This is a genomic window from Serratia sp. HNCC26DJ206 (assembly GCF_057180605.1).
On sequence record NZ_JBXUGP010000014.1, the window covers coordinates 73,248 to 96,879 of the forward strand.

21 protein-coding genes, 1 other RNA gene and 1 other annotated feature are annotated in these 23,632 nt (G+C 53.3%); of the genes, 10 read left to right on the plus strand and 12 right to left on the minus strand.

The window, feature by feature from the left end:
* Positions 1–42: 42 nt before the first annotated feature.
* The 3 genes from dnaX to AC2A1E_RS11225 all read right to left on the minus strand — a co-directional run bounded on the left by dnaX (position 43) and on the right by AC2A1E_RS11225 (position 3,188).
* Entirely contained in the window at positions 43–1,998 is a 1,956-nt protein-coding gene (gene dnaX / locus AC2A1E_RS11215) for a DNA polymerase III subunit gamma/tau (protein WP_484383812.1), read from the minus strand.
* Positions 646–710, minus strand: a sequence feature (DnaX frameshifting element). Its footprint overlaps the gene before it by 65 nt.
* Positions 1,999–2,095: 97 nt before the next feature.
* Positions 2,096–2,647 carry an adenine phosphoribosyltransferase gene (gene apt / locus AC2A1E_RS11220; protein WP_484383813.1) on the minus strand — a complete coding sequence of 184 codons (552 nt, stop codon included), beginning with the start codon at positions 2,645–2,647 and terminating at the stop codon, positions 2,096–2,098.
* Positions 2,648–2,807: 160 nt separating this feature from the next.
* The gene (locus tag AC2A1E_RS11225) at positions 2,808–3,188 is read right to left on the minus strand and encodes a DUF454 family protein (protein WP_484383814.1); all 381 of its coding nucleotides are present in this window, start codon (positions 3,186–3,188) and stop codon (positions 2,808–2,810) included.
* A 126-nt stretch (positions 3,189–3,314) separates the two neighbouring features.
* Here AC2A1E_RS11225 and priC point away from each other — a divergent pair, with 126 nt between their 5' ends.
* Both priC and rsmS read left to right on the plus strand, forming a co-directional pair.
* Entirely contained in the window at positions 3,315–3,851 is a 537-nt protein-coding gene (priC, locus tag AC2A1E_RS11230) for a primosomal replication protein PriC (protein ID WP_484383815.1), read from the plus strand.
* Positions 3,852–3,947: 96 nt separating this feature from the next.
* Positions 3,948–4,130 carry a pleiotropic regulatory protein RsmS gene (gene rsmS, locus AC2A1E_RS11235; RefSeq protein WP_473190286.1) on the plus strand — a complete coding sequence of 61 codons (183 nt, stop codon included), beginning with the start codon at positions 3,948–3,950 and terminating at the stop codon, positions 4,128–4,130.
* A gap of 49 nt (positions 4,131–4,179) precedes the next feature.
* On the opposite strand, the gene mscK is transcribed toward rsmS, so the two are convergent.
* From mscK to acrR, 3 genes are all read right to left on the minus strand, one after another.
* Positions 4,180–7,512 (minus strand): mechanosensitive channel MscK, encoded by a 3,333-nt coding sequence (mscK, locus tag AC2A1E_RS11240; RefSeq protein WP_484383816.1) that lies wholly within the window; start codon positions 7,510–7,512, stop codon positions 4,180–4,182.
* 156 nt (positions 7,513–7,668) lie between these two features.
* Positions 7,669–8,022 (minus strand): DsrE/DsrF/TusD sulfur relay family protein, encoded by a 354-nt coding sequence (locus AC2A1E_RS11245; RefSeq protein ID WP_484383817.1) that lies wholly within the window; start codon positions 8,020–8,022, stop codon positions 7,669–7,671.
* A 10-nt stretch (positions 8,023–8,032) separates the two neighbouring features.
* Positions 8,033–8,698 carry a multidrug efflux transporter transcriptional repressor AcrR gene (gene acrR / locus AC2A1E_RS11250; RefSeq protein ID WP_459399615.1) on the minus strand — a complete coding sequence of 222 codons (666 nt, stop codon included), beginning with the start codon at positions 8,696–8,698 and terminating at the stop codon, positions 8,033–8,035.
* Between the two features lie 142 nt (positions 8,699–8,840).
* Between acrR and sdeX the strand changes: the two genes are divergently transcribed.
* The 6 genes from sdeX (at position 8,841) to AC2A1E_RS11280 (ending at position 15,159) form a co-directional block, all read left to right on the plus strand.
* Positions 8,841–10,031, plus strand: a complete 1,191-nt coding sequence (sdeX, locus tag AC2A1E_RS11255; protein WP_484383818.1) for a multidrug efflux RND transporter periplasmic adaptor subunit SdeX — start codon at positions 8,841–8,843, stop codon at positions 10,029–10,031.
* Between the two features lie 18 nt (positions 10,032–10,049).
* On the plus strand, positions 10,050–13,196 hold the full coding sequence (acrB, locus tag AC2A1E_RS11260; protein WP_484383819.1) for a multidrug efflux RND transporter permease subunit AcrB: 3,147 nt from the start codon (positions 10,050–10,052) through the stop codon (positions 13,194–13,196).
* A 175-nt stretch (positions 13,197–13,371) separates the two neighbouring features.
* Positions 13,372–13,629, plus strand: coding sequence for a type B 50S ribosomal protein L31 (locus tag AC2A1E_RS11265; RefSeq protein ID WP_484383820.1), 258 nt, complete (start codon positions 13,372–13,374; stop codon positions 13,627–13,629).
* 12 nt (positions 13,630–13,641) lie between these two features.
* Positions 13,642–13,782 carry a type B 50S ribosomal protein L36 gene (ykgO, locus tag AC2A1E_RS11270; RefSeq protein ID WP_459399619.1) on the plus strand — a complete coding sequence of 47 codons (141 nt, stop codon included), beginning with the start codon at positions 13,642–13,644 and terminating at the stop codon, positions 13,780–13,782.
* A gap of 754 nt (positions 13,783–14,536) precedes the next feature.
* Positions 14,537–14,905: an Hha toxicity modulator TomB gene (tomB, locus tag AC2A1E_RS11275; RefSeq protein WP_484383821.1), complete on the plus strand. Its 369-nt coding sequence runs from the start codon at positions 14,537–14,539 to the stop codon at positions 14,903–14,905.
* Positions 14,906–14,955: 50 nt separating this feature from the next.
* Entirely contained in the window at positions 14,956–15,159 is a 204-nt protein-coding gene (locus AC2A1E_RS11280; protein ID WP_431223464.1) for an HHA domain-containing protein, read from the plus strand.
* A gap of 573 nt (positions 15,160–15,732) precedes the next feature.
* Here the strand turns inward: AC2A1E_RS11280 and ffs are convergent.
* Positions 15,733–15,829: signal recognition particle sRNA small type (gene ffs / locus AC2A1E_RS11285), an RNA gene on the minus strand.
* A 155-nt stretch (positions 15,830–15,984) separates the two neighbouring features.
* Between ffs and AC2A1E_RS11290 the strand changes: the two genes are divergently transcribed.
* The gene (locus tag AC2A1E_RS11290) at positions 15,985–16,299 is read left to right on the plus strand and encodes an MGMT family protein (protein WP_484383822.1); all 315 of its coding nucleotides are present in this window, start codon (positions 15,985–15,987) and stop codon (positions 16,297–16,299) included.
* Positions 16,300–16,350: 51 nt separating this feature from the next.
* Here AC2A1E_RS11290 and AC2A1E_RS11295 read toward each other — a convergent pair whose 3' ends face one another.
* On the minus strand, positions 16,351–16,842 hold the full coding sequence (locus AC2A1E_RS11295; RefSeq protein ID WP_484383823.1) for a YbaY family lipoprotein: 492 nt from the start codon (positions 16,840–16,842) through the stop codon (positions 16,351–16,353).
* Positions 16,843–17,119: 277 nt separating this feature from the next.
* On the opposite strand from AC2A1E_RS11295, the gene tesB reads away from it, so the two are divergent.
* A complete protein-coding gene (gene tesB / locus AC2A1E_RS11300; RefSeq protein ID WP_484383824.1) occupies positions 17,120–17,983 on the plus strand; it encodes an acyl-CoA thioesterase II in 864 nt (287 codons plus the stop codon).
* Between the two features lie 74 nt (positions 17,984–18,057).
* Here tesB and amtB read toward each other — a convergent pair whose 3' ends face one another.
* The 4 genes from amtB to AC2A1E_RS11320 all read right to left on the minus strand — a co-directional run bounded on the left by amtB (position 18,058) and on the right by AC2A1E_RS11320 (position 23,555).
* Positions 18,058–19,344 carry an ammonium transporter AmtB gene (amtB, locus tag AC2A1E_RS11305; RefSeq protein WP_484383825.1) on the minus strand — a complete coding sequence of 429 codons (1,287 nt, stop codon included), beginning with the start codon at positions 19,342–19,344 and terminating at the stop codon, positions 18,058–18,060.
* A gap of 36 nt (positions 19,345–19,380) precedes the next feature.
* On the minus strand, positions 19,381–19,719 hold the full coding sequence (glnK, locus tag AC2A1E_RS11310) for a P-II family nitrogen regulator (protein WP_002208627.1): 339 nt from the start codon (positions 19,717–19,719) through the stop codon (positions 19,381–19,383).
* 289 nt (positions 19,720–20,008) lie between these two features.
* Positions 20,009–21,787: a SmdB family multidrug efflux ABC transporter permease/ATP-binding protein gene (locus AC2A1E_RS11315; protein ID WP_484383826.1), complete on the minus strand. Its 1,779-nt coding sequence runs from the start codon at positions 21,785–21,787 to the stop codon at positions 20,009–20,011.
* The gene (locus tag AC2A1E_RS11320) at positions 21,780–23,555 is read right to left on the minus strand and encodes a SmdA family multidrug ABC transporter permease/ATP-binding protein (RefSeq protein WP_484383827.1); all 1,776 of its coding nucleotides are present in this window, start codon (positions 23,553–23,555) and stop codon (positions 21,780–21,782) included. Before AC2A1E_RS11320 ends, AC2A1E_RS11315 begins: the two co-directional genes overlap by 8 nt.
* Between the last annotated feature and the right edge of the window lie 77 nt (positions 23,556–23,632).

Here is a 23,632-nt window from a genome sequence, read left to right on the forward strand (position 1 = left end):
AGTCGTCTCTCACATAGCATTGGCCGCGCACGGTGCGCCGCGTTAAATAGGGCGGATACTGTCTTCATCCAGATCCGCGTCGAAAAATCGGCGCAACGTCTGAATATGGGTATCCGCAATGATGGACTGGCGAGCCTGCGCCAGTTTTTCTTCATAAATGGCTTGCCGCCACTCCAGCGGAGTCCGCTCCACCGGATTATCGTCTTCCACCACGATGAGTTCAACCGGGCTGCCATACAGCTCGCCAAGCGCATCAGCCAGCGTCTTCTGCGCCGAAGGCGAATTCAGATGACGCTGCGAAGACCGCAGGTGGAGACAAATTCTGCCTGGTTCCAACGCTTCTTTAAAGGCGTTCAACGCCAGTTGCTGGACCAGTTTCGGTATTTGTAACCGATCGACTTCCGCCGCCCAGGCATCACGCGCAATCGCCTCAACCACCAGTTTAGCTGACAGCTCGGGCGTTTTTTCATGCTCAAGCGCCGTGCGTAATGCTTTTGGAGTAGCCAATGGCTCAGGGGCAGCTTCCGGTTCCATCTGCGCACGCCAGCGATAGGCTTCCGGCTTGGCAGGTTTTTCCTCCACCGCCTTTTCCGCCTGACGCTTCTGGCTGCGCTCAGTCACGGAAGCTAACCGCTCCAGTGCTGAGTTTGCCGACCGCGCTGTTCCAGGCGCAGCCGGCTCATTCTTTTTTGGTGTGGATGCCCCCTGTTGCCGCAGCAACTGGGTTCGCGCTTTCAGCAGTTGCGCGGTGGCATCGGGTAAACTCGTTGGTTGATTATTCTGTGGCGCTGCCGCCTGCCCTAAGGGGGGCGGCGCGTCCTGAAACTGTGGTGGCGGTGCAGGTGCTATCTGGCTTTGCGGTTGCACCATTGGAGCCTGTTGTACCATGGCGACCGGTTCAGGGATCACGGCTTTCGGGTGAAATGCCAGCGCACGCAGCAGGGTCATCTCAACGCCCATACGGCGATCCGGCGCGTAGGCCAGCTCTTTACGCCCAACCAGCAGGACTTGGTAATAAAGCTGGAGATCTGCCGGTGGCAGAGTGCGCGCTAATTCACGCAAACGCTGTTCAATGGCGGCGTAGTGGTTATCCAGCGCGGTAGGCAGCAACTGAATCATCGCAATGCGGTGCAGCAAGGCCAGCGTTTCCACCAGCAGGGTTTCCCAATCGACGCCGCGTGACGCGGCCTGAGCCACCTGCGCCATCACTTTTTCACCGTCGGCGCTGACCAAAGCTTCAAGAATCGCCAGCGGTTGCTCATCATCTAACGTGCCAAGCATCTGGCTGACGGTAACGGTAGTCACCTGCCCTTGCCCCATGGCAATCGCCTGATCGGTCAGGCTGAGGGCATCACGCATACTGCCGTCGGCAGCGCGCGCCAGCAGTTGCAGCGCTCGGGCATCACTGGTGATGTGCTCCGCCTGCAGAATAGTTTCCAGTTGAGTACGGATCTGCTCAACGTCCATCGCCTTCAGGTGAAATTGCAGGCAACGCGAAAGAATAGTCACCGGCAGTTTCTGCGGATCGGTGGTCGCCAGCAGGAATTTGACGTGCGAAGGCGGCTCTTCCAGCGTTTTCAACAGCGCATTGAAGCTGTGACGCGAGAGCATGTGCACTTCATCGATCAGGTAAACCTTGAAACGACCACGCGCCGGGGCATATTGCACGTTATCCAGCAGATCGCGGGTATCTTCCACCTTGGTTCTGGACGCCGCGTCAATCTCGATCAGATCGACAAAACGCCCCTGTTCAATCTCGCGGCAGTTATCACATTGGCCACAAGGGGTGGCGGTGATGCCGGTTTCACAGTTCAGGCCTTTGGCCAACAGGCGGGCGATAGAGGTTTTGCCCACGCCGCGCGTGCCCGAGAACAGATAGGCGTGATGGATCCGCCCCAAAGAGAGGCCATTAGCCAGCGCCGTCAGGACATGTTCCTGTCCGACAACATCTGCAAACGTTTGAGGGCGCCACTTACGGGCTAGAACCTGATAGCTCATTGATACCGGAGAAGTCGAGTGGTCTGGAGGGCCATGCTAACACAGCCCCGCGGCGTTCCGCGAGGCCGTAATGGTAATGCCGATCCGCTGCTGCAGATCAGTGTCCTGCAAAGTTGACCAGGCAGTAGCAATCAATGCCGAGGCCATTCAGGCGCGTTTCACCACCAAGTTCCGGCAGGTTGATAATAAAGGCCGCATCTTTCACTTCACCACCCAAGCGGCGGATCAGCGTTGCGGTGGCTTCGATGGTGCCGCCTGTCGCCAGCAGATCGTCTACCACCAGCACTTTGTCACCGGTGGTAATGGCATCGGTATGGATCTCCAACCGGTCGGTGCCGTATTCCAGCTCATAGCTTTCGCTGAGGGTCGCACGCGGCAATTTACCCGGTTTGCGAACCGGCACAAAACCAATGCCCAACGCCAACGCCACCGGAGCACCAAACAGGAAACCACGCGCCTCAGTACCCACCACCTTGGTAAAGCCCGCCTCGCGGTAGCGCTCAACCAGCAGTTCGATGCTGGCAGCGTAAGCCAGCGGGTTTTCCAACAGGCTGGTCACATCGCGAAACAGAATGCCCGGTTTCGGATAGTCGGGGATGGTTTTGATACTGTCTTTAATAAACTGAAGCTGCTGTGCAGTCACGGTCATAGTTATTGCCTGATAAAACTACCTGATAACTTCCACACAGGCCCCTCAAACCCCGGCATGGGTAATGCCTTGGGCAAGAATAATCAGAGGGGAGAAGCCTGCGTACGAAAACGCCCAAATCTATGCAAAATGCGCGATAAATGCAACCGACGCAGCACAATCAGCGCGTTTTTTGTTGCTCCCGATCAATAACCGGCAGCCGTAGCATAAAGGTCAGCAAGGCGACCAGCATCACCAACAGAACGCCCCTGACCCACCAGAGTTTCACCAGCCACAGTGAAACGGCGAACGTCAGCACAATAAGCAGCACCGCCTTCCATTTAGCCCCCGGCGGTAATGCACGGTGTTGCTGCCAGTGACGCAGATAGCTACCAAACCATGAGCGATACAACAACCAGTGATGAAAACGCGGCGATGAGCGGGCAAAACACCACGCAGCCAACAGCAGGAACGGCGTGGTCGGCAGCAACGGTAGCACAACGCCCAGCGTTGCCAGCAGCACCGCCAGCCAACCCAATAACATTAATAACCAACGCGTCATGCCTGTCCTTATCATCATGATGGCCGCTTACTGTATCACCGGTGGCGGGTTTATCCACACGCGGCTTGTTTCAGATGCCGTTCACGGGCAAGCTTAGCAACAAACCGTTTTCCCAAAGGACATCCCGTGAGTACGCAGCGCTTACTACAAGCCCTTGAGCAGCAGATCGCCGCATTAGCCAGCGAAGTGCAACCCCGTGGCGATGTACCGATCCCCCAGGCACGTTTTGACGTAGCGCTATTTTCCAACCACGGTACGCGTTTACGTGACTATCTGGCTGAAGTAAAAAAGAACTTTGCTCAGTTACAGACTGCGGTAAAGGATAACCGCACCGCTCACGTCGCCTTTCTGGCGGAAAAACTGGTCGCGCAGCTCACCGCATTGCAGCGTGAAATGGCCACCCAGGTGTTGAGGCGCAAAAATCAGCCCAAAGAGGTAGTAACCGTCGATTTGTATCACAAGCTGGCAGAACATCAGGATTATGAACGCCGTTTGATCTCGATGATTGAGGATCGGGAAAACCTGTTGGGGCAGCAAGCCACCTTTGCAGCGCAGAAAAAGCTACAACAGGAACTGGCGGCGATCGAAGGCCGATTAGTGCGTTGTCGGCAAGCATTAGCGCGTATTGAGCGCAATATTGAACGAAAAGAAAACGGTTTTTGAATAGTTATCACATTATTTGAATGATTATTCCCTCCCCTTGGCGATGTTCACTATACTAAACCGAAATGATATATCACTTACTCACACGTTGGACCTATGTCTATAGATAATGCTTCTCCAGAATTACAACTGGCGGTAGATCTGATTTACCTGCTGGAATGTAACGAAATCGATCCGGCAACGGCGCTGGCTGCATTGGATATTGTCAAAAAGGATTATCAGGAAAAAGTACAGCGTGCGGGTATGACGTCGCTCTATCAGCCGACTGGCCAACAATGATGGCGGGCAGGTTTTCACTTGCGCAGCACCGCCTTGTCGGCCCACTAAATTAAACCGCTGGTTGACCGCCATTATTCTGAGCTTGCGCCCGCTTCACTTCCTGCACCTCATTCCCCTGCTGATTATGTAAATACACTTCCAGTTGGTTGAAGGCGATATTGATATCGTTCTCACGGCACAAGCGTTCAATTGAGCGGTTCAGCTCATCCACGGTATAGCTGCGGTCGCGCAACTCGCGCACGTAGAGACGCAGTTCGTGATCCAGCGTGCTGGCACCAAAGTTAAGGAAGAACACCTGCGGTTCGGGATCAGTCATAACGCGCGGGTTTTCGTGCGCCGCTTGCAACAGCACCGCTTTCACCTTATCCAGATCGGAACCGTAAGCCACACCGACCTTAATCAGCACGCGGGTAATGGTGTCAGACAGCGACCAGTTAATCAGCCGTTCGGTCACAAACGCCTTATTGGGAATAATCACCTCTTTACGGTCAAAGTCGGTGATGGTCGTGGCGCGAATGCGGATTTTACTGACCGTGCCCGAAAAGGTGCCGATAGTAATGGTATCGCCAATACGCACCGGACGTTCAAACAGAATAATCAGGCCGGAAACGAAGTTGGCGAAGATCTCCTGTAGCCCGAACCCCAAGCCTACAGACAGCGCCGCCACCAGCCATTGCAGTTTATCCCAGGAAACGCCCAAAGAACTCAGCGCGGTGATCGTCCCCACGGTGGTGATCAGATAGGTCAGAATGGTGGTGATGGCATAAGAGGCTCCCTGCCGCAGTTGCAGACGCGAGAGCACCAGCACTTCGAGCAGCCCCGGCAGGTTGCGCGTCATGACGTAGGTGACAATCACCGCCACGATCGCCACCATCAGATTCCCCAAAGTAACCGCCTGTGGCACACTGGTGCCCGCGACCGTGCTGGCGTAATGCCACAGGGAAATGCTGTCGAGATAAGAGAATACCGTTACCAGATCCGACCAAATCGCGTAGAACGCGGTGGCAAAGACCAGGAACAGCACCATGGTGGTTAAACGCAGCGACTGCTGATTGATTTGGTCCAGCGCCAATGGGGGTTCCTCCACCGCCTCACTGCCTTCAGCACCTTCTTTCTCTTTTGCCAGATTCTGACGCCGCGCCAAAGCACGGCGATAGGCCAGGCGGCGGGCCGCCACGCTCAGGCCACGTATGGCGGCCTGATAAACAATATTCCACAGGAAGAACAGATACAGGCTGTCAATCCAGCGCCCCGCTAAGCGCAGCGCGGTGTAGAAATAACCCACAAATACCAGCCCCAACAGAATCATGGGCATCGCGACAATTGCCGTAACGATCACCAGCCTCACCGCATGAGAACCTTTCTCACGCCAACTGTCGCGGCACAGCGGAAATACCAGCACCGACAGCAACGCCAGCGTCAGGATCACCACCACCTGACCAATCACATCCTCCACCAGCCGCAGCGGTGCCTTTTCGCCCAGTACTGACCAGAAGATCAGCGGCAGTAAGGCGAGGCCTAACCTGAGCGTCTGGCGGCGATAATGAGCACAGTGATCGGCAGGGGTATTAAAATGACGCTCTGAAATACCGCCAGGCGCCAACATGCGGAAGGTAAAGCCAAATACCAGCCAGAATAGCGCCAACTGTTGCGACAGCGCCCAGATAAAATCGCTGACCGTGAATTCTGCCCGATAGAACCAGAACCCGCCCCCCAATAGCAACAGCGAACCCGGTAACACCTTCAGCAGCGTCAGCAGGATGGCTTTCGGCGTATGCAACTGAGTATCGCGCTTTAACTGGCCGACATCACTCGCCAGTTTCTGCAAATGGCTATCGATCAGGCGATAGCGCCAACGCAGCAGCCCGATGACGATCAGCAGCGGGATCAGGAAAACCAGTGCCTGTAATCCGCCCATCAGCATCTGGCCGGGTTCAAACTTGAAATTCAGCGCGGCAAGCTGTTCTTTAATCGCCCCCGGCATCGCTTTCAGCCAGGCAAGATCGATAGGCCGGTTGCTGTTGACCCAGAAAATCTGCTGGGTCAGCGTGTCCTGCACTGAGGTGTAAACGCTGGTCAGTTGCTGCTGGTTGATCTGCAGATTAATCGCCAGCGACAGTTGATTGTTGAGCTGTTTATTCAGTTGATCGAGCAATTCGCGGCGCATATCGATAATTTCATTCAGTGCATCAATCACATCGCCGCTGGCCTTTTCTTTGCTGGCAGCCACCAGTTTGTTGATAAAATCATCGCCCTTGAAGAGCTCATCGCGCTGCTGATTGACTTCAAACTGCTCCAAGCGCAGATCGGCGATCTGGGTACTCATGTCCGATGCCAGCGTCCTTGGCGGCAGATTCTGCTGCTGTTGATAAAGGATGCGCGACAGCACCAGACTGCCTTTCAGCACCTGGATCTGCTCTTTCAGATTACGTTCCGATTGCAGGCCACGGTCGAGCCAGTTCTTGACCTGGATATTCTGCTGGAACAGGGTGTTGCTCTGTTCCGTGGCGGCAATCAGCCGTTGGCTGATCTGGCGATTGACATCCAGCTCTTTGCTCACCAGGCGATCGTGCTGAATGTCGGTAGTATCTTCTGGGTTTTGCGCCTCCTTCGCCGTTTTTTCTGACAGCGTCAGGCGTTTGTTATTCACCACATCCTGTAACACCTGCACCCGGTGATCGAGCGCGTCGATGTTCATGGTGGTGTAATCACGCTGCTTCTGCAGCAGATCCTGCAACGTGGTGTTGGCCTCCAGGCTTCTGCGCTGCAACTCTATCTCAGCGTTGAGCAATACCTGCTCGGTATTGAGCATCACCTGTTGAGTGCTGCGCAACGCCGCCTGCCCTGGCGAGCGATCGTTAAGCAGATTACGGATCTCTTGCAGGCGCTGCGAGGCGGTGTACATGGTGCTTTGTACCCGTTCGGGCTGAGTTTGCAACGAAATAAGCTGGCTGTTGTAAGTGGAGAGGCTTTCCTGGGTGTTCTGCAGATCGTCCAGCGTCTGATACAGACGGCTTTCCAACTGACGCAGAGAAAGCGGCTGCAACTCGGCGCGGGTCAGAGCTTCATTGGCCGGGTTTTTCAGCGCCTCCAGCGCCTTGGTGATCTGCTGTAATTTTACCGGAGCCTGCTGAAGCTGCTGCTTAAGATCATTCGCCTCTTGCCGGGTACGATCAATGGCATCGAGCAGCTCCACGGTTTGGGTTAAATCTTGTTGTGACAGCTTCTCCGCTGGCGTCAGGGTTTTCTGTTTGTTTAGCGAATCAAGCTGGCTTTGAATGTCACTGCGGGAAGGAATATCACCATTCTGCGCCGCATCAGCAACGGCTGGCAGAAAGACCATGGCAAACAACAGCAGAAATAGGGCGATAGTGCGGGTCATATCTGCTCCGCGCAACAGAGAAACAGTCTGAGAAGATGCTGTGATGAACCTGCGACTCATGATTTAACATCGGTTTGGCAATGGAAAAACCAGACTAGCACGATCGCAGGGGGGCAATGAATAAGAAAAACGTTGCTGGTGATGTACCGTTAAGGTTTAGAAGGTCAGCACCTTTTCGGCTGCCAACGTCCATTGCGCCAGCTCCACCAGCGTGCCGATCTCGACACCATCAGCCAGTTTCAGTTGGCTGACACCGCGCGCGTCGGCACAGGTTTTACACAGTTTTACCATAACCTGCTGTGCCGTCAGGATCTCCAGCATCTGCTGCAAATGATAACCTTCACGCGGTTGCTGCCCGGCAATACCGGCGACGACGGCGTCGGACATCAGAAACAGCTTGAGATCAAGATCGGGCTGCTGCTCTTTCAGGGTAATCGCCAAGCGCAACGCATTGAACAATGACTCCTGGCCGTAAGCCGCACCATTAGCGATCAGTAAAACGGATGACATAAAGCTCTCCTTATAGAGGTTGGCGCTCTGTCAGCTCAGGCGGTTGCACGCGCAGGGTCGGGCTGAGTTGCACCATATCGATGAAGGTATCTACTAATACACTCGCTTCGGCTTTCAGATCAAAGCTTTCCGGCATAAACAGCCAGTTTTCCATCAGGCCCGTGACATAGGCATGTAGTATGATAGCGGCACGGCGGGTGTGTAAATCGGCGGGTAGCTGGCCATGATCCATGCTATTGCGCAATACGCATTCGATACGATCGTAACCTTCCAGATAAAGTATTTTGCGCGCGTCATGCAGCGGCATCATTTCACCCACGAACTCGCACTTATGAAATACAATCTCCATCAGGGCGCGGCGACGGCTGTCATCCACCGTAGCTGTCAGAATGTAAATCAGAATCTCTCTTAAAATACGCAGTGGATTATCAGGAAACTTTGTCTGATACTCTATCTCCAGGTCGCCTATTTTCGACTCTGACAATTCCCAGACCTCGCTGAACAGGTCTACCTTATTTTTGAAGTGCCAGTAAATTGCACCACGCGTAACCCCCGCCGCGGTAGCAATATCTGTCAGTGACGTTGCTGAAACGCCACGTTCAGAGAACTCTCTCACTGCGGCGTCGAGAATCTGTTGTCGTGTTTCTAGCGCCTGCTGTTTGGTTTTTCGTGCCATGACGTTGCTTTTTAGGGGAAGTGTGATTTACATACATTCGCGAATGTATGTACCATAGCACGCACATAAAATTAACGCAGCAATGGGTTTTAAAGCTTGTGATCCATTGATCATTTTGAAATCGGACACTTGAGGTTTTTCTATGAACAAAAACAGAGGGTTAACGCCTCTGGCGGCAGTTCTGATGCTTTCAGGCAGCTTAGTGCTTACAGGATGTAACGATAAAGAAACTCAGCAACAAGGTGCCCAACACCCCGCTCCTACCGTGGGTGTCGTGACATTGAAGGCTGAACCTCTCAACATCACTACCGATCTTCCTGGCCGCACCGCAGCATACCGCATCGCCGAAGTTCGCCCTCAGGTTAGCGGCATTATCCTGAAACGTAACTTTACCGAAGGCAGCGATATCAAAGCCGGTGTTTCACTCTATCAAATCGATCCGGCAACCTATCAGGCCGCTTATGACAGCGCCAAAGGCGAACTGGCCAAAGCCCAGGCCGCTGCGGAAATCGCCCGTCTGACGGTGACGCGCTACAAACCTTTACTGGGTACCAACTACGTCAGTAAGCAGGATTACGACACTGCCGTTTCAACTCAGCTGCAAGCCAACGCCGCCGTGGTGGCTGCCAAAGCCGCAGTAGAGGCCGCACGCATCAATCTGGCTTACACCAAGGTCACTTCGCCGATCTCCGGCCGGGCTGGCATCTCTACCGTAACCGAAGGCGCGCTGGTTTCCACCGGGCAAGTGACTGCCATGACCACCGTACAGCAGCTTGATCCGATGTATGTGGATGTCACCCAGTCCAGCAATGACTTTCTACGTCTGAAACAGGAACTGGCCGACGGTAGCCTGCAACAGGAAAACGGCAAAGCCAAGGTGAAACTGCTGCTGGAAAACGGGCAGACATATGCGCATGAAGGGACGTTGGAGTTCTCGGATGTTACCGTTGATCAAACCACCGGCTCCATCACCATCCGCGCAATCTTCCCTAATCCAAATGATGCCCTGCTGCCCGGTATGTTCGTCCGTGCCCGTCTGGATGAAGGCGTGCGCAACGACGCCTTGCTGGTCCCACAACAGGGTATAACACGCAACCCGCGTGGCGAAGCAACGGCCTTGGTTGTTGGCGCTGACGATAAAGTGGAATTGCGTACGCTGACTGCCGCGCAGGCCATTGGCGATAAATGGCTGGTGACTGCGGGCCTGAAAGCTGGCGACCGTGTGATTGTCACTGGCTTGCAGAAGATCAGACCAGGAGCCCAGGTGAAAGCGCAAGAAGCTGACAGCCAGGCCCCCGCTCAGACTCAGCCTGAATCCGCGAAGAAGTCATAAAAAAGGAGCCGGTAATACATGGCTAAGTTCTTTATAGATCGCCCCATTTTCGCATGGGTAATTGCCATCATTATTATGTTGGCAGGTATCTTGTCGATAATGAAGCTGCCTATCGCGCAATATCCGACCATTGCGCCACCGGCGGTGACTATCTCCGCCAACTATCCAGGTGCTGACGCCAAAACGGTGCAGGATACCGTAACGCAGGTTATCGAACAGAACATGAACGGTATCGATGGCCTGCTGTATATGTCCTCCAGCAGTGATTCGTCTGGCAACGTTCAGATCACGCTGACGTTCAACTCGGGTACCGATCCGGATATCGCTCAGGTACAGGTGCAGAACAAACTGCAACTGGCCATGCCTCTGTTGCCGCAGGAAGTGCAGCAACAGGGCGTGAGCGTAGAGAAATCAAGCAGCAGCTTCCTGATGGTCGCCGGCTTTATTTCTGAAGACGGCAGCATGACGCAGGAAGATATCGCGGACTACGTAGGCTCCAACATCAAGGATCCTATCAGCCGTACCTCTGGTGTCGGTACTGTTCAGCTCTTCGGCTCCCAATATGCGATGCGTATCTGGCTGGATCCGAACAAGTTGAACAACTTCCAGTTGACGCCTGGAGATGTTATCGCGGCTATCAAAGTGCAGAACAACCAGATCGCGGCAGGCCAACTTGGTGGGACTCCACCGGTTCCAGGCCAGCAGCTGAACGCCTCGATCATTGCACAAACCCGCCTGACCTCGCCGGAAGAGTTCAGCAAAATCATGCTGAAAGTAAATACCGACGGCTCACAGGTGCTCCTGCGCGACGTTGCCAAGGTTGAACTGGGTGGTGAAAGCTACAACGTGATTGCCCGCTTTAACGGTAAACCGGCTTCCGGTATCGGTATCAAGCTGGCGACCGGTGCCAACGCGCTGAATACGGCAGCGGCTGTCAAGGCCGAACTGGCTAAGCTGGAACCGTTCTTCCCGTCCAGCCTGAAAGTCGTTTATCCGTATGACACTACCCCCTTCGTTAAAATTTCGATTCACGAAGTGGTAAAAACGCTGATTGAAGCGATCATCCTGGTGTTCATGGTGATGTATCTGTTCCTACAGAACTTCCGCGCCACGTTGATCCCAACGATCGCCGTGCCGGTGGTCTTACTCGGGACGTTCGCCATCCTGGCGGCCTTTGGCTACTCGATAAACACCCTGACGATGTTCGGTATGGTGTTGGCGATAGGCTTGTTGGTAGACGATGCCATCGTGGTGGTAGAAAACGTCGAGCGTGTGATGGCGGAAGAAGGTTTACCGCCAAAAGAAGCCACCAGAAAGTCCATGGATCAGATCCAGGGCGCATTGGTGGGGATAGCGCTGGTGCTGTCGGCGGTATTTGTCCCAATGGCCTTCTTCGGCGGCTCAACCGGGGCGATCTATCGTCAGTTCTCAATTACCATCGTTTCTGCCATGGTGCTGTCGGTGCTGGTGGCGTTGATTCTGACGCCTGCGCTGTGTGCCACGATGCTGAAACCGATCGCGAAAGGCGATCACGGTGTGACCACCGGGTTCTTCGGCTGGTTTAACCGTCTGTTTGAAAAGAGCACTCACCACTACACCGACAGCGTAGCAAACATCCTGCGCAGTACCGGCCGTTATCTGGTGATCTACCTGCTGATCGTGGTTGGTATGGGCCTGCTGTTCCTGCGCTTGCCTACCTCGTTCTTGCCGGATGAAGATCAGGGCATGCTGTTAACCATGGTGCAAATGCCGGCAGGTGCGACTCAGGAACGTACCCAAAAAGTGCTGGAAGAAGTGAACGATTACTTCCTGACCAATGAAAAAGACAACGTTAACTCGGTGTTTACCGTTAACGGCTTCGGTTTCAGCGGCCAAGGGCAGAACACCGGTCTGGCATTCGTCAGTTTGAAAGACTGGTCTGAGCGCAGCGGTGAACAAAACAAGGTGCCCGCTATCGTAGGTCGTGCCATGGGGGCGTTCTCACAGATTAAAGATGGTCTGGTATTCGCCTTTAACCTGCCAGCGATTGTTGAACTGGGGACTGCGACAGGCTTTGACTTCCAGTTGATCGATCAGGGTAACCTGGGGCACGAAAAGCTGACCGAAGCCCGTAACCAACTGCTAGGCATGGCGGCACAGCATCCTGACTTACTGGTCGGTATGCGCCCGAACGGCCTGGAAGATACACCGCAGTTCAAACTGGAAATCGATCAGGAAAAAGCGCTGGCACTGGGCGTTTCCCTGAGTGATATCAATACCACCTTAAGCTCGGCACTGGGCGGATCTTACGTCAACGATTTCATCGATCGTGGCCGTGTGAAGAAAGTGTATCTGCAAGCTGAAGCCCCGTTCCGCATGTTGCCAAGTGATATTGATAACTGGTATGTCCGGGGCAGTTCCGGCCAGATGGTGCCCTTCTCTGCTTTCGCCAGTGCGAAATGGGAGTTTGGTTCGCCACGCTTGGAACGCTATAACGGTCTGCCATCCATGGAGATCCTCGGTCAGGCAGCACCCGGCAAAAGTACCGGTGAGGCTATGGACATGATGGAAGAACTGGCGGCTAAACTGCCAAGCGGCGTGGGCTATGATTGGACCGGTATGTCCTATCAGGAACGTCTGTCCGGCAACCAGGCTCCGTCACTGTATGCTATCTCGCTGATCGTGGTGTTCTTGTGTCTGGCTGCACTGTACGAAAGCTGGTCAATACCCTTCTCGGTAATGCTGGTGGTGCCATTGGGGGTAGTCGGTGCTCTGGTCGCTGCAACCCTGCGTGGGTTGGAGAACGACGTTTACTTCCAGGTAGGCCTGTTGACCACCATTGGGCTATCGGCGAAGAACGCCATATTGATTGTGGAATTCGCCAAAGACCTGATGGAAAAAGAGGGCAAGGGTCTGGTCGAAGGCACGCTGGAAGCGGTACGTATGCGTCTGCGCCCTATCCTAATGACCTCGCTGGCGTTCATCCTAGGGGTAATGCCGCTGGTTATCAGTAGCGGTGCAGGCTCTGGCGCACAAAATGCCGTAGGTACGGGTGTGATGGGCGGGATGGTCGCCGCAACCGTCTTGGCTATCTTCTTTGTACCGGTGTTCTTCGTGGTGGTTCGCCGCCGCTTCAGTAAGAAATCTGAAGAGCTGGAACACAGCCATCCGGTTAAACATCACTGATACTCTTTCAGAGTAACACCAAGGCCGCACTCTGATGCGGCCTTTTTCTTTGCCTGTCATGCTGTAAATGCAAACTACTCTCATTAAATAACCTGAAAACGCATTTTCTCCTTGATCCTCTTCTCGGTGCAATTTATAGTTAATGTTATATTATAACATAACAATTAGGTTCATTATGAAAGCAGGCATTCATCCCAATTACCGCACCGTGGTATTCCACGATCTCAGCGCCGATACCTATTTCAAAGTAGGTTCGACGATTAAAACCGAGCGTACTATCGATCTTGATGGCCAACGCTGGCCCTATGTCACGATCGATGTCTCCTCTGCTTCGCATCCGTACTATACCGGCAAGCAGAAAGAGTTCTCAAAAGAAGGCAGCACCGCCCGTTTCCAACAACGGTTTGGCAGTTTCCTCGGCAGCAAAAAATAATAGGGAGTCATCATGCAGGTTCTGAGTTCATTGCGTTCGGCAAAGCATCGCCATCCGGATTGCAAAGTGGTACGCCGCCATGGCCGAATCTATGTGATCTGTAAATCCAACCCACGATTCAAAGCAGTACAAGGGCACAAGAAAAAGCGTTAACGCCCGAGTGCTATCTGCACCAACGCCCCGTGGTTGCTCTACGGGGCTTTCTTATCCCCCCTCTCACAACCTGGGTTGCCGTAAACATCCCTCGCTTCTGTTTGTCACGCCAGTGATCAATCCGGTTATTCAGGTATGCACAAATGTTAGTGAACGGTAAAAAAAATTTATTCGACGAAAAATTTGCCCCTCAATGAGCAGAAAAGGAGTAGGATAGAGAGGTAAATCGTGCAACAGTCTGATACTTCGTACATGTAACATTGATCTGTTGTAACAGAGTAGGCATACTTTCTGTGAAACAATTAAAAAAAGTGATTAATAATAAGTAATCTAAGTAAATACTTATACTAACAGCAGGCTGTATGCTTATTCAGAGAATGTATTTTACCCTGAAAACTCATTAGAAACACTTGAGCTGAATTTATAGACAGCCTCTATAATTCAACAAGTTACCACCAATAGAGGTCAGTTTTAACACGTATCGGGATATCAACGCTGGCGAATACATTAATGATACCCGTGCATTTACTCTGACAAAAAGAGCCAAGTATTTGATGTCAGCGATAACTTGGCCCATCAACGGCTAATGAATTGTAAGTTTGAGTAATAGTAACAGGCCAAATGGCAAGAAATGACTTATATTAATTATACGGGTAGTTTATTTAGTTCTTGTTAAGCTGTATCCGTCTATGATGTAAATCAGTGTACTCACAGAGTGTTATCAACACCGAAATTAAGACTTACGGGGGATGATATGGATGAGTATTCGCCTAAAAGGCATGATATTGCACAACTCAAATTCTTGTGTGAAAATTTGTATGACGAAGGCATGGTCACTTTGGGTGACAGCAGCCATGGGTGGGTAAACGACCCAACGTCTTCCGTCAATCTGCAGCTTAACGAGTTGATTGAACATATTGCTTCGTTTGTAATGAGCTTTAGAATTAAATACATGGACGAAAGTGATTTGTCGGAGTTAGTTGAAGAATATCTCGACGATACCTATACACTGTTCAGCAGTTACGGTATTAATGATTCCGATTTGCGCCGCTGGCAAAAAACCAAGACGCGATTATTCAGAATGTTCTCAGGAGAGGGCATCTGTACGACGATGAAAACTTAGGGGATAATTATCCTCAAACAATTTTACGGTTAATAAGATTAAAGGTTACCATGACAAAAATTGACTATCTGATGCGTTTGCGCAAATGCACCACGATTGACACTCTTGAGCGAGTTATTGAGAAAAATAAGTACGAACTCTCCAACGATGAGCTGGAATTGTTCTACTCTGCTGCAGACCATCGTCTGGCCGAGCTGACTATGAACAAGCTGTACGATAAGATCCCAGTTGCCGTTTGGAAATTCGTAAGATAATCAAAGCACCACCGCGTTGGGCCGATATTGCTATCGGCTTCAATTGCTGCCCTGATTAGGTATTTATCTTAAAAACTCAGGGGCTTTACTATGCCGCAAACAATCCTTTTGAAATAACTGGAAATGTTTTTCAATTAAGGATGGCGGTTTCTTTTGCGCTGCGTATTAACGCCACAGTGCCGTTAACTGACGGTTACTCCAAACGAATAGCGGTTAATTATTCATCATTTGGATAGATTGCATGTCACTACGGTAAAAATAGTGGCTGCTAATTGCAAACAAACTCATCCATACAGAATATCAGGGAAACCGGTCTGATAGCGTGACATTAATTTCTGGCGGGTGACTATCTGCCAACGCTAATCCGCTGATGTTTTTGTTCGAAAGCCCGCTAATCTCCTGCTACACCCCATTGCCATCAACTCCACTCATGATCAAAAATCATCGCGGTTAAAAGAGAATTAAGTGTCGTAACAGGTTGTCTTTAGCAGCATCTATTACTTCATTATGCGGATGAAATAACGAGAGAAGGTATTAGTCAGTGATTTCTGGGGATACTGAAATTGGTGGGGACCCTGCCAGCTACATCCCGGCACACACGTCACCTGCTACGGCTGCTTCCTTCCGGATCTGACCGAGTTCACAAGTTAGTGTTGCGGGAGAACCAACAGGGCCCCCATTGACGGCTTCATTAACTGCGAAGCGGTGGGCATTATCAGCGATGGCTACCCAAATAGCAAGCCAACCCAGGCCAACCGCTGTTTTCTTACCCACCCAGGCTGTGGCACACTTCCTTTTATGGATTGATGCAGCAGGAAGAGAGACATGGCACCAGCAGACGCTACATTTCGTCAGCGCGTATTTCACGTGGTTGCCGCTATCCCCTACGGCAAAGTGACCACTTACGGTGACGTTGCCAGGCTGGCGGGTTCATCACGCGCCGCACGTCAGGTGGGTGGGGTGCTGAAAAAGTTGCCGGAAGGCAGCACCCTGCCCTGGCATCGAGTCATTAATCGCCACGGCCAGATTTCGTTACGCGGCGAGGATCACACCAGGCAAAAACAGGCACTGCTTGCCGAAGGTATTGCGTTCAACACACAGGGCAGTATCGATTTACAGATTTATAGCTGGCGCTGGTAAAAAAAGCCTTTGGCCGCTAGGCACAAAGGCTATTTGATTCAAGAACCCATGTTACGGCGTGAGTGCCGAGGTTGCCTGAAGAGGCACATTCTGCACAGGAACCAGCAACAGCTCGGCCTGAGTTCCGTTGCGATTAATGACTTCCTGAATGGTGTCCGTGATAAAGGTCAACTGGCCGTTCAGCGTAATCGCCGCGCTCAGAATGATTCGCGCATTAGGCTGAATGTCCGCCGGGTTATAGGGCAGCACAAAACTGAACGGTGCCTGTTGGCCCTCAGTACGCGTCACCCGTTGTGCAATGACTTTTGACGGCGCATCAGCCAGTGATGCATCAGACAATGTGACCGTCAATACGGCATCCGGTGGCAACGCAATGCGCTGACGAATATTCACCGAACCTTTCACCGCTGGGCCTTGTATCTGCGCTTGTGACGCCGCGGGGGTACTTTTAGCCGGTGTTGGCACGTCCGTACTCTGGTGGGCACAGCCTGCCAGGGTAATCGTCAACACGGCTACTCCACCTGCTACTTGCCAGAGTTTCATAGATCGCTCTCCTCTACTTTCAGCAACACGTTGGTGGCTTTAACCACCAAGACATTTAAATATAGCATAAAGCACCATTTAAATCACAAAAATAAGCACATTAACAACTTAGCAAGCTAATTTAAGTCAACGTTAACAACGCGTTATTGCCCATAAAAACCCAATAACGTACAGATTAACGCCAACAGAAAGGTGAAAGGGATAATGCAATGTATTGACGTTTTGCCGTAATATTCCTCACACTGCGCACCATGATGATGAAAAGGGTTACCACTTTATGAGTCAGGCATTACAAAACCTCCTCGACCTGCTGAATTTGGAGAAAATTGAAGAAGGCTTGTACCGCGGCCAGAGCGAAGATCTGGGATTACGCCAGGTATTTGGCGGCCAGGTCGTTGGTCAGGCGTTGTATGCTGCCAAGCAGACCGCTCCTGAAGAGCGCAGCGTTCACTCATTCCACAGCTACTTCCTGCGCCCTGGGGATAGCAGTCAGCCGATTATTTATGAAGTAGAAACCCTGCGCGACGGCAACAGCTTCAGCGCGCGCCGCGTCAGCGCCATTCAACATGGCAAGCCGATCTTCTACATGACCGCTTCTTTCCAAACCCCGGAACAAGGGTTTGAACACCAAAACACCATGCCGGATGTACCACCGCCAGAAGGGCTGATGTCAGAATCGGAAATCGCCCAAAAGCTGTCGCATATGCTGCCGGAAAAGGTGCGGGAAAAGTTTATTGGCCAAAAACCGATCGAAATGCGCCCGGTAAGATTTCATAACCCAATGAAAGGTAGCGTGGAGGAACCTTATCGCCACGTGTGGTTCCGTGCCAATGGCACCATGCCGGATGACCTGCGGATCCATCAATATTTACTGGGCTACGCATCAGACTTCAACTTTCTGCCAACGGCGTTGCAGCCGCACGGCGTGGGGTTCCTTGAACCCGGTATGCAGGTGGCTACCATCGATCACTCCATGTGGTTCCATCGCCCGTTCCGCTTGGACGACTGGTTACTGTACGTGGTGGAAAGCCCCTCGGCTTCCGGTGCCCGCGGGTTTGTACGCGGTCAGTTCTATACCCGTGAAGGGGTGCTGGTCGCCAGCACGGTGCAAGAAGGCGTTATCCGCCAGCGCGACGCCTAAAAAGAAAAAGGGCGATGTCACCATCGCCCCACTATTTTTATCAGTGATCATTCAGCCTACTGTTCTTTCCAAGTTTACTGGTTGTAGGCGTTCTCGCCGTGGCTGTTGACGTCCAAGCCCTCGCGCTCTTGATCTTCTGGCACACGCAGCCCAACCACCGCACCCGCCACTTTGAAGGCAATAAACGCCGCTACGCTTGACCATACCAGGGTAATCACCACGCTCAGCAACTGGATCCACATCTGATGCGCCATGGTAACGCCAGCAGCGTAGCCCGTACCACCAAGTGAAGAAGCCGTAAACACGCCGGTCAACAGGCAACCCACGATACCGCATACGCCGTGGACCCCAAACACATCACAGGTATCGTCAACTTTCAGCCATTTCTTCAGTGTCACCACCCCCCACAGGCCAGCAACACCGCCTACCAGGCCGATAATCAGTGCCCCGCCCACACCAACAGTACCCGCAGCCGGCGTAATCGCTACCAGACCCGCGATACAGCCGGAACAGGCCCCTAACAGAGAAGGCTTACCGCGCAGGATCCACTCGGCGAAGGTCCAGGAGAGGATCGCACCCGCCGTCGCTATTACGGTGTTCAGGAACGCCAGGGCGGCAATGCCATTGGCCGCGCTGGCAGAACCCGCATTGAAACCAAACCAACCGATATACAGGATAGAGGCCCCGGTAAACACCATTGGCAAGTTGTGCGGTTTAAACGCTTCTTTGCCAAAACCGGCACGCTTACCCAGCAAGTAAGCACCGACCAACCCCGCACTGGCAGCGTTGATGTGCACTACCGTACCACCGGCAAAGTCCAGCGCACCATCGCTGGCCAGTAAACCACCGCCCCATACCATGTGCGCAATCGGCAGGTAGGAAATGGTGAACCAGATGGCCGCAAAAATCACTACGGCGGAGAAGCGAATCCGTTCGGCAAAGCCCCCCACCACCAGCGCCACGGTAATACAGGCGAAGGAAGCCTGGAACGCCACGTGGATCATCTGGCTAAACGTGCCGGTTACGCTGTCAATGCCGATCCCTTTCAGCATCACCGTCTGGAAGCCACCAAAGAAGGCATTCCCTTCGCTGAAGGCAAAACTGTAGCCATACAGCACCCACAGCACGCATACCAAGGCAAAGGTCACGGTGACCTGTGTCAGCATGGAGAGCACGTTCTTGGCACGCAACAAACCACCGTAAAACAAAGCGACGCCGGGCAAAGTCATGAACAACACCAACGCGGTGCAAATCATCATGAAAGCGTTGTCAGCTTTGTCTGCCACCGCCGGAGCGGCCAGAGCCAAAGAAGGAACCATGGTTACCGTACTCAGGCCCAACATGGATAAAAGTTTTTTCATTATTAACCATCCCCGTTTACTTTACTGAGCCTGTGATTACAGTGCGGCTTCGTCTGTCTCGCCAGTGCGAATACGAATGACACGTTGCAATTCGGCAACGAAAATTTTGCCATCGCCAATTTTGCCGGTGTAGGCCGCTTTGCTGATCACATCAATCACTTCATCTAACTGGTCATCGGCGATAGCAATATCGATTTTGACTTTAGGTAAGAAGTTGACGCTGTATTCGGCTCCGCGATAAAGCTCGGCATGGCCTTTCTGGCGACCAAACCCTTTGACTTCAGTTACGGTCAACCCCTGAATACCTACAGAGGATAAGGCTTCGCGCACGTCCTCTAACTTGAATGGTTTAATCACCACGGTAACCAGCTTCATATTGCCTCTCCACCCATTAAGCCCAAAAACTCACCCCCGGTACGAGTCTTATCAAGCAAAGGCTATGCCATAAATCATTTCGTATAAGAATTCTGCTAATTACGTGGGTGAATGAAGGTATAGAGGTCAACAATGAGCAGTGGCGCGAATAGCTGATGGCTTATTACGCACCATTATGGTGCGTGGCGCGTTGAAAAAGTGCAGTAAGCAGGAGAGAGGAAGGAAAGAATGCCTGTTGGTGGTGCGGAAAATCAGGAACCCCGCCAGCGGTGCACACTGGCGGGCGACCTTATGCCGGTTGAGTTTCCTCATGCGTGGCGGCAGCCAGTTCTTCACCAGCCAGTTGCAACTGGTACATCTGGTAATAGCGGCCCTGCTGCGCCAGCAGTTGCTGATGATTCCCCTGTTCCACTGCATGCCCGCGGTGCAACACCAGAATCGAGTCAGCCTCAACGATAGTTGAAAGACGGTGAGCAATCACCACCAGCGTGGTGTGCTCACGGATCAACCGCAATGCACGCTGGATCGCCTGTTCGGTGCCTGAATCGATATTGGCCGTGGCTTCATCCAGGATCAGGATCTGCGGAGCCTGCACCAACACGCGCGCCATCGCCAGCAACTGTTTCTGACCGACGGAAAGATTATTGCCCTGCTCGCCAAGGCGCGTCTGGATCCCTTGCGGGAATGAGCGTACCAGGTCCGCCAGTTGAACCGCTTCCAGCGCCTGCCACACGTCCTCTTCACTGATGTTGCGACCCAGCGTCACGTTCGCCAGCACCGACTCGGCGACCACCACCGGATCCTGCTGCACCATGGCAATGCCTTGGCGCAAGGTGCGATGTGAAAGCGTGGACAATGGGCGCCCATCAACCCGCACTTCGCCGCTGTTCACCGGATAGTAGCCCATCAGCAGGTTTGCCAAGGTGCTCTTGCCGCTGCCGGTATGCCCGACCAACGCCACAAAACCGCGCGATGGTACGGTCAGCGAAATATGCTGCAACACCTTTTGCTCATCACGATAGGCAAAGCTCAGATTGTCAATCTCGATTCGGCCGCTTTCCAATGGGCGATCGTCTGCCCCATAGCTCTGCTGGCTGCGATCCATCAATTCAAAAATGCGCTCACCGGCCACTACCGCCTGTTGCAGGATCGACTGCTGCGAGGTCAGTTCAATCAGCGGCTCATTCAAACGGCCAAGATAGTTGATAAAGGCATACAGCACGCCCACGCCAATCACCCCTTCACCGCTGAAACCAAACAGCATCAGCAACCCGCACAACACCAACGCCGAAAACAGGCTGAGCAGTGGCCGCAGCAGGAAACCGTCCAGACGCAGCGTCTGCATACGTGCGATATAGTGTGAACGGCTGGCGGCGCTCATACGCTCACCAAAACGTATCTGCTGGCGGAACTGCTGGATCACCCCCATCCCGCTGATCACTTCATTAAAGCCATCATTAATATCCGCCAGATAGCTGCGTACCCGGCGCACAACCGGCGTGCTGTAGTATTGATAGATCCACATCACCACCAGCACCGCCGGGAAGATGCAGATCGCCACCAGCGCCATGCGCCAGTCGAGGCTAAACATCGCTACCAGCATCGCACCGATCAGCGCCGCGCTTTTCAGCACGGTAGCCACCACCATCACATACAGATCTTTAATCACCTCGGTATCGTTGGTGACTCGCGATATCAGTTGCCCGACCGGCTGGGTATCAAAGGCGCTCAGCGGCTGGCGCAGCGCCGCATCCATCACGTCGGTCCGCAAACGCTGTACCACCCCCACCGCAGCCCGATTAAACAACAGGGCCTGGAAATACTGTAGCGTGGCGGCCAGCAGCTCGAGCAAGATATAAGCCACTGCCAGCCCGCTGACCACCATTAGCGGCAGTTGCCCTTTGGCAACATAATTATCAATGAAATAGCCGATCAGGATTGGCCCGGCGACTTCCGCCGCTGCGGCGATCCACAGCATCAACACCGCCAGCCCCAGCGGCTTACGGTAAGGCGAACCATAGGCCAGCAGCCGCTTCAGCGTTGGCCAGATCTTTTGCATTTTACTCATCAGCCAACGCCTCCTCAGCGGGTTCTGGGGCTTCGTCCAGCGCCGCCTCCAGTTGCTGGTAACGATACATATCGCGATACCAACCAGGCTGTGCCGCCAATAACGCGTGCTGCCCACGCTGGGTCACCGTACCCTGCTGCAACACCAGGATTTCACTGGCTTCGGTCAGGGCAGAAAGGCGGTGCGCACTGATAATTACCGTGCGGTTTTGCCCCCAACTGCGCAGGTTATGCAGGATCTGGTGTTCTGTGCGGCCATCTACCGCCGAAAGCGCATCGTCAAGGATCAGGATCTCCGCCTCCAGCAGCAGCGCTCGCGCAATGGAAATACGCTGTTTCTGGCCACCGGACAGCATCACGCCTCGCTCGCCCACTTCGGTTTCATACCCCTGCGGCAAACGCAGAATGTCTTCATGCACGCTGGCCAGGCGCGCAGCCTGCTCGATCTGCTCCTGCGTAGCCGCAGGGTTACCGAGAGCAATGTTATTGGCCACGCTGTCAGAGAACAGGAACGGCGTCTGGCTGACCACCGACAGGCGTGAACGCCATTGATCAAGCTTGATCTGGGTGAGTGGCATGCCGTGGTAACTGATTTGCCCATCATCAATATCAAACTGACGCTGGATTAAGGACAACAGCGTCGATTTCCCCGCTCCGGTCGGCCCGCACAGACCAAGCATTTGCCCTGGCTGCAACTGCAACGCCACGTCATGCAACGCAGGCCGGCTGGTTTCCGGATAATGGAAAGCGTCAACCTCCACCGCCAGTTGGCCGCGCCCGGCAGGCAGTTCAGACTCGCCGTCTTTCACCGCAGGAGCTTCTTCCAGCAGGCTACGGATGCGGCTATAGGCCGCGCTGCCGCGTTCAACAATATTAAACATCCACGCCAATGCCAGCATCGGCCAGATCATCAGGCCGAGATACATTACAAAACTGGTGAGTTGCCCAAGGGTGAGTGAACCGTTGACCACCATCCAACTGCCACCGCCGATTGCCAGTAGGTTAGAAGCGCCGATGGCGATATAAATGGTGGGATTGAAACGTGCGTCAACGCGCGCTACGTGCATATTTTTCGCACCGGTTTGCGCCGCGACCTCGGCAAACTGATTGGATTGATGATTTTCCAGGCCAAAGGCTTTGATCATGCGGATGCTGGTCATGCTTTCCTGCGCCTGATCGTTCAGGCTGGAGAACGCTGCCTGCGCCGATTTAAAGCGCTCATGCAGTTGATCGCCATAGTGCTTGATGGCAATGGCCATGATCGGCATCGGGATCAGCGAAAGCAGCGTCAGTTGCCAACTGATCTGCGTGCTCATCACCAGTAATACCACCAGGCCCATCACCATTGAATCCACCAGCGTCAGCACGCCCTCACCGGCGGCAAACACCACGCGATCCACATCATTGGTGGCCCGAGCCATCAGATCGCCAGTACGGTGCCGCAGATAAAAAGCCGGGTTCTGGCGGCTGAGCTGGCGATAGAAATTCTCACGCAGTTCCACCGCTAACTGATAGGATGCGCCAAACAGCAGTACCCGCCACACATAGCGCAGCAGGTAAACCACGATCGCGGTGCCAACCATCAGCCCCAGCCATGCCAGCAGCACACGGGTAGACATCTGTTTCCCGGTCACACCATCCACAATGATCCCCACCAGCTTGGGCGGCAGCAGTTGCAGAATGGCAATAATGATCAGCAGCAGCACCGCGCCAAGGTAGCGGCGCCACTCGCGGCGGAAGTACCAGCCGATTTGAGCAAATAATCTCACGCAGTTTTATTCCAGAAGGGTAACGGTTTTTTCTCTTTTGCCTTAGCGGCATAGAATAGCACCGGTAAAGCGGCTAT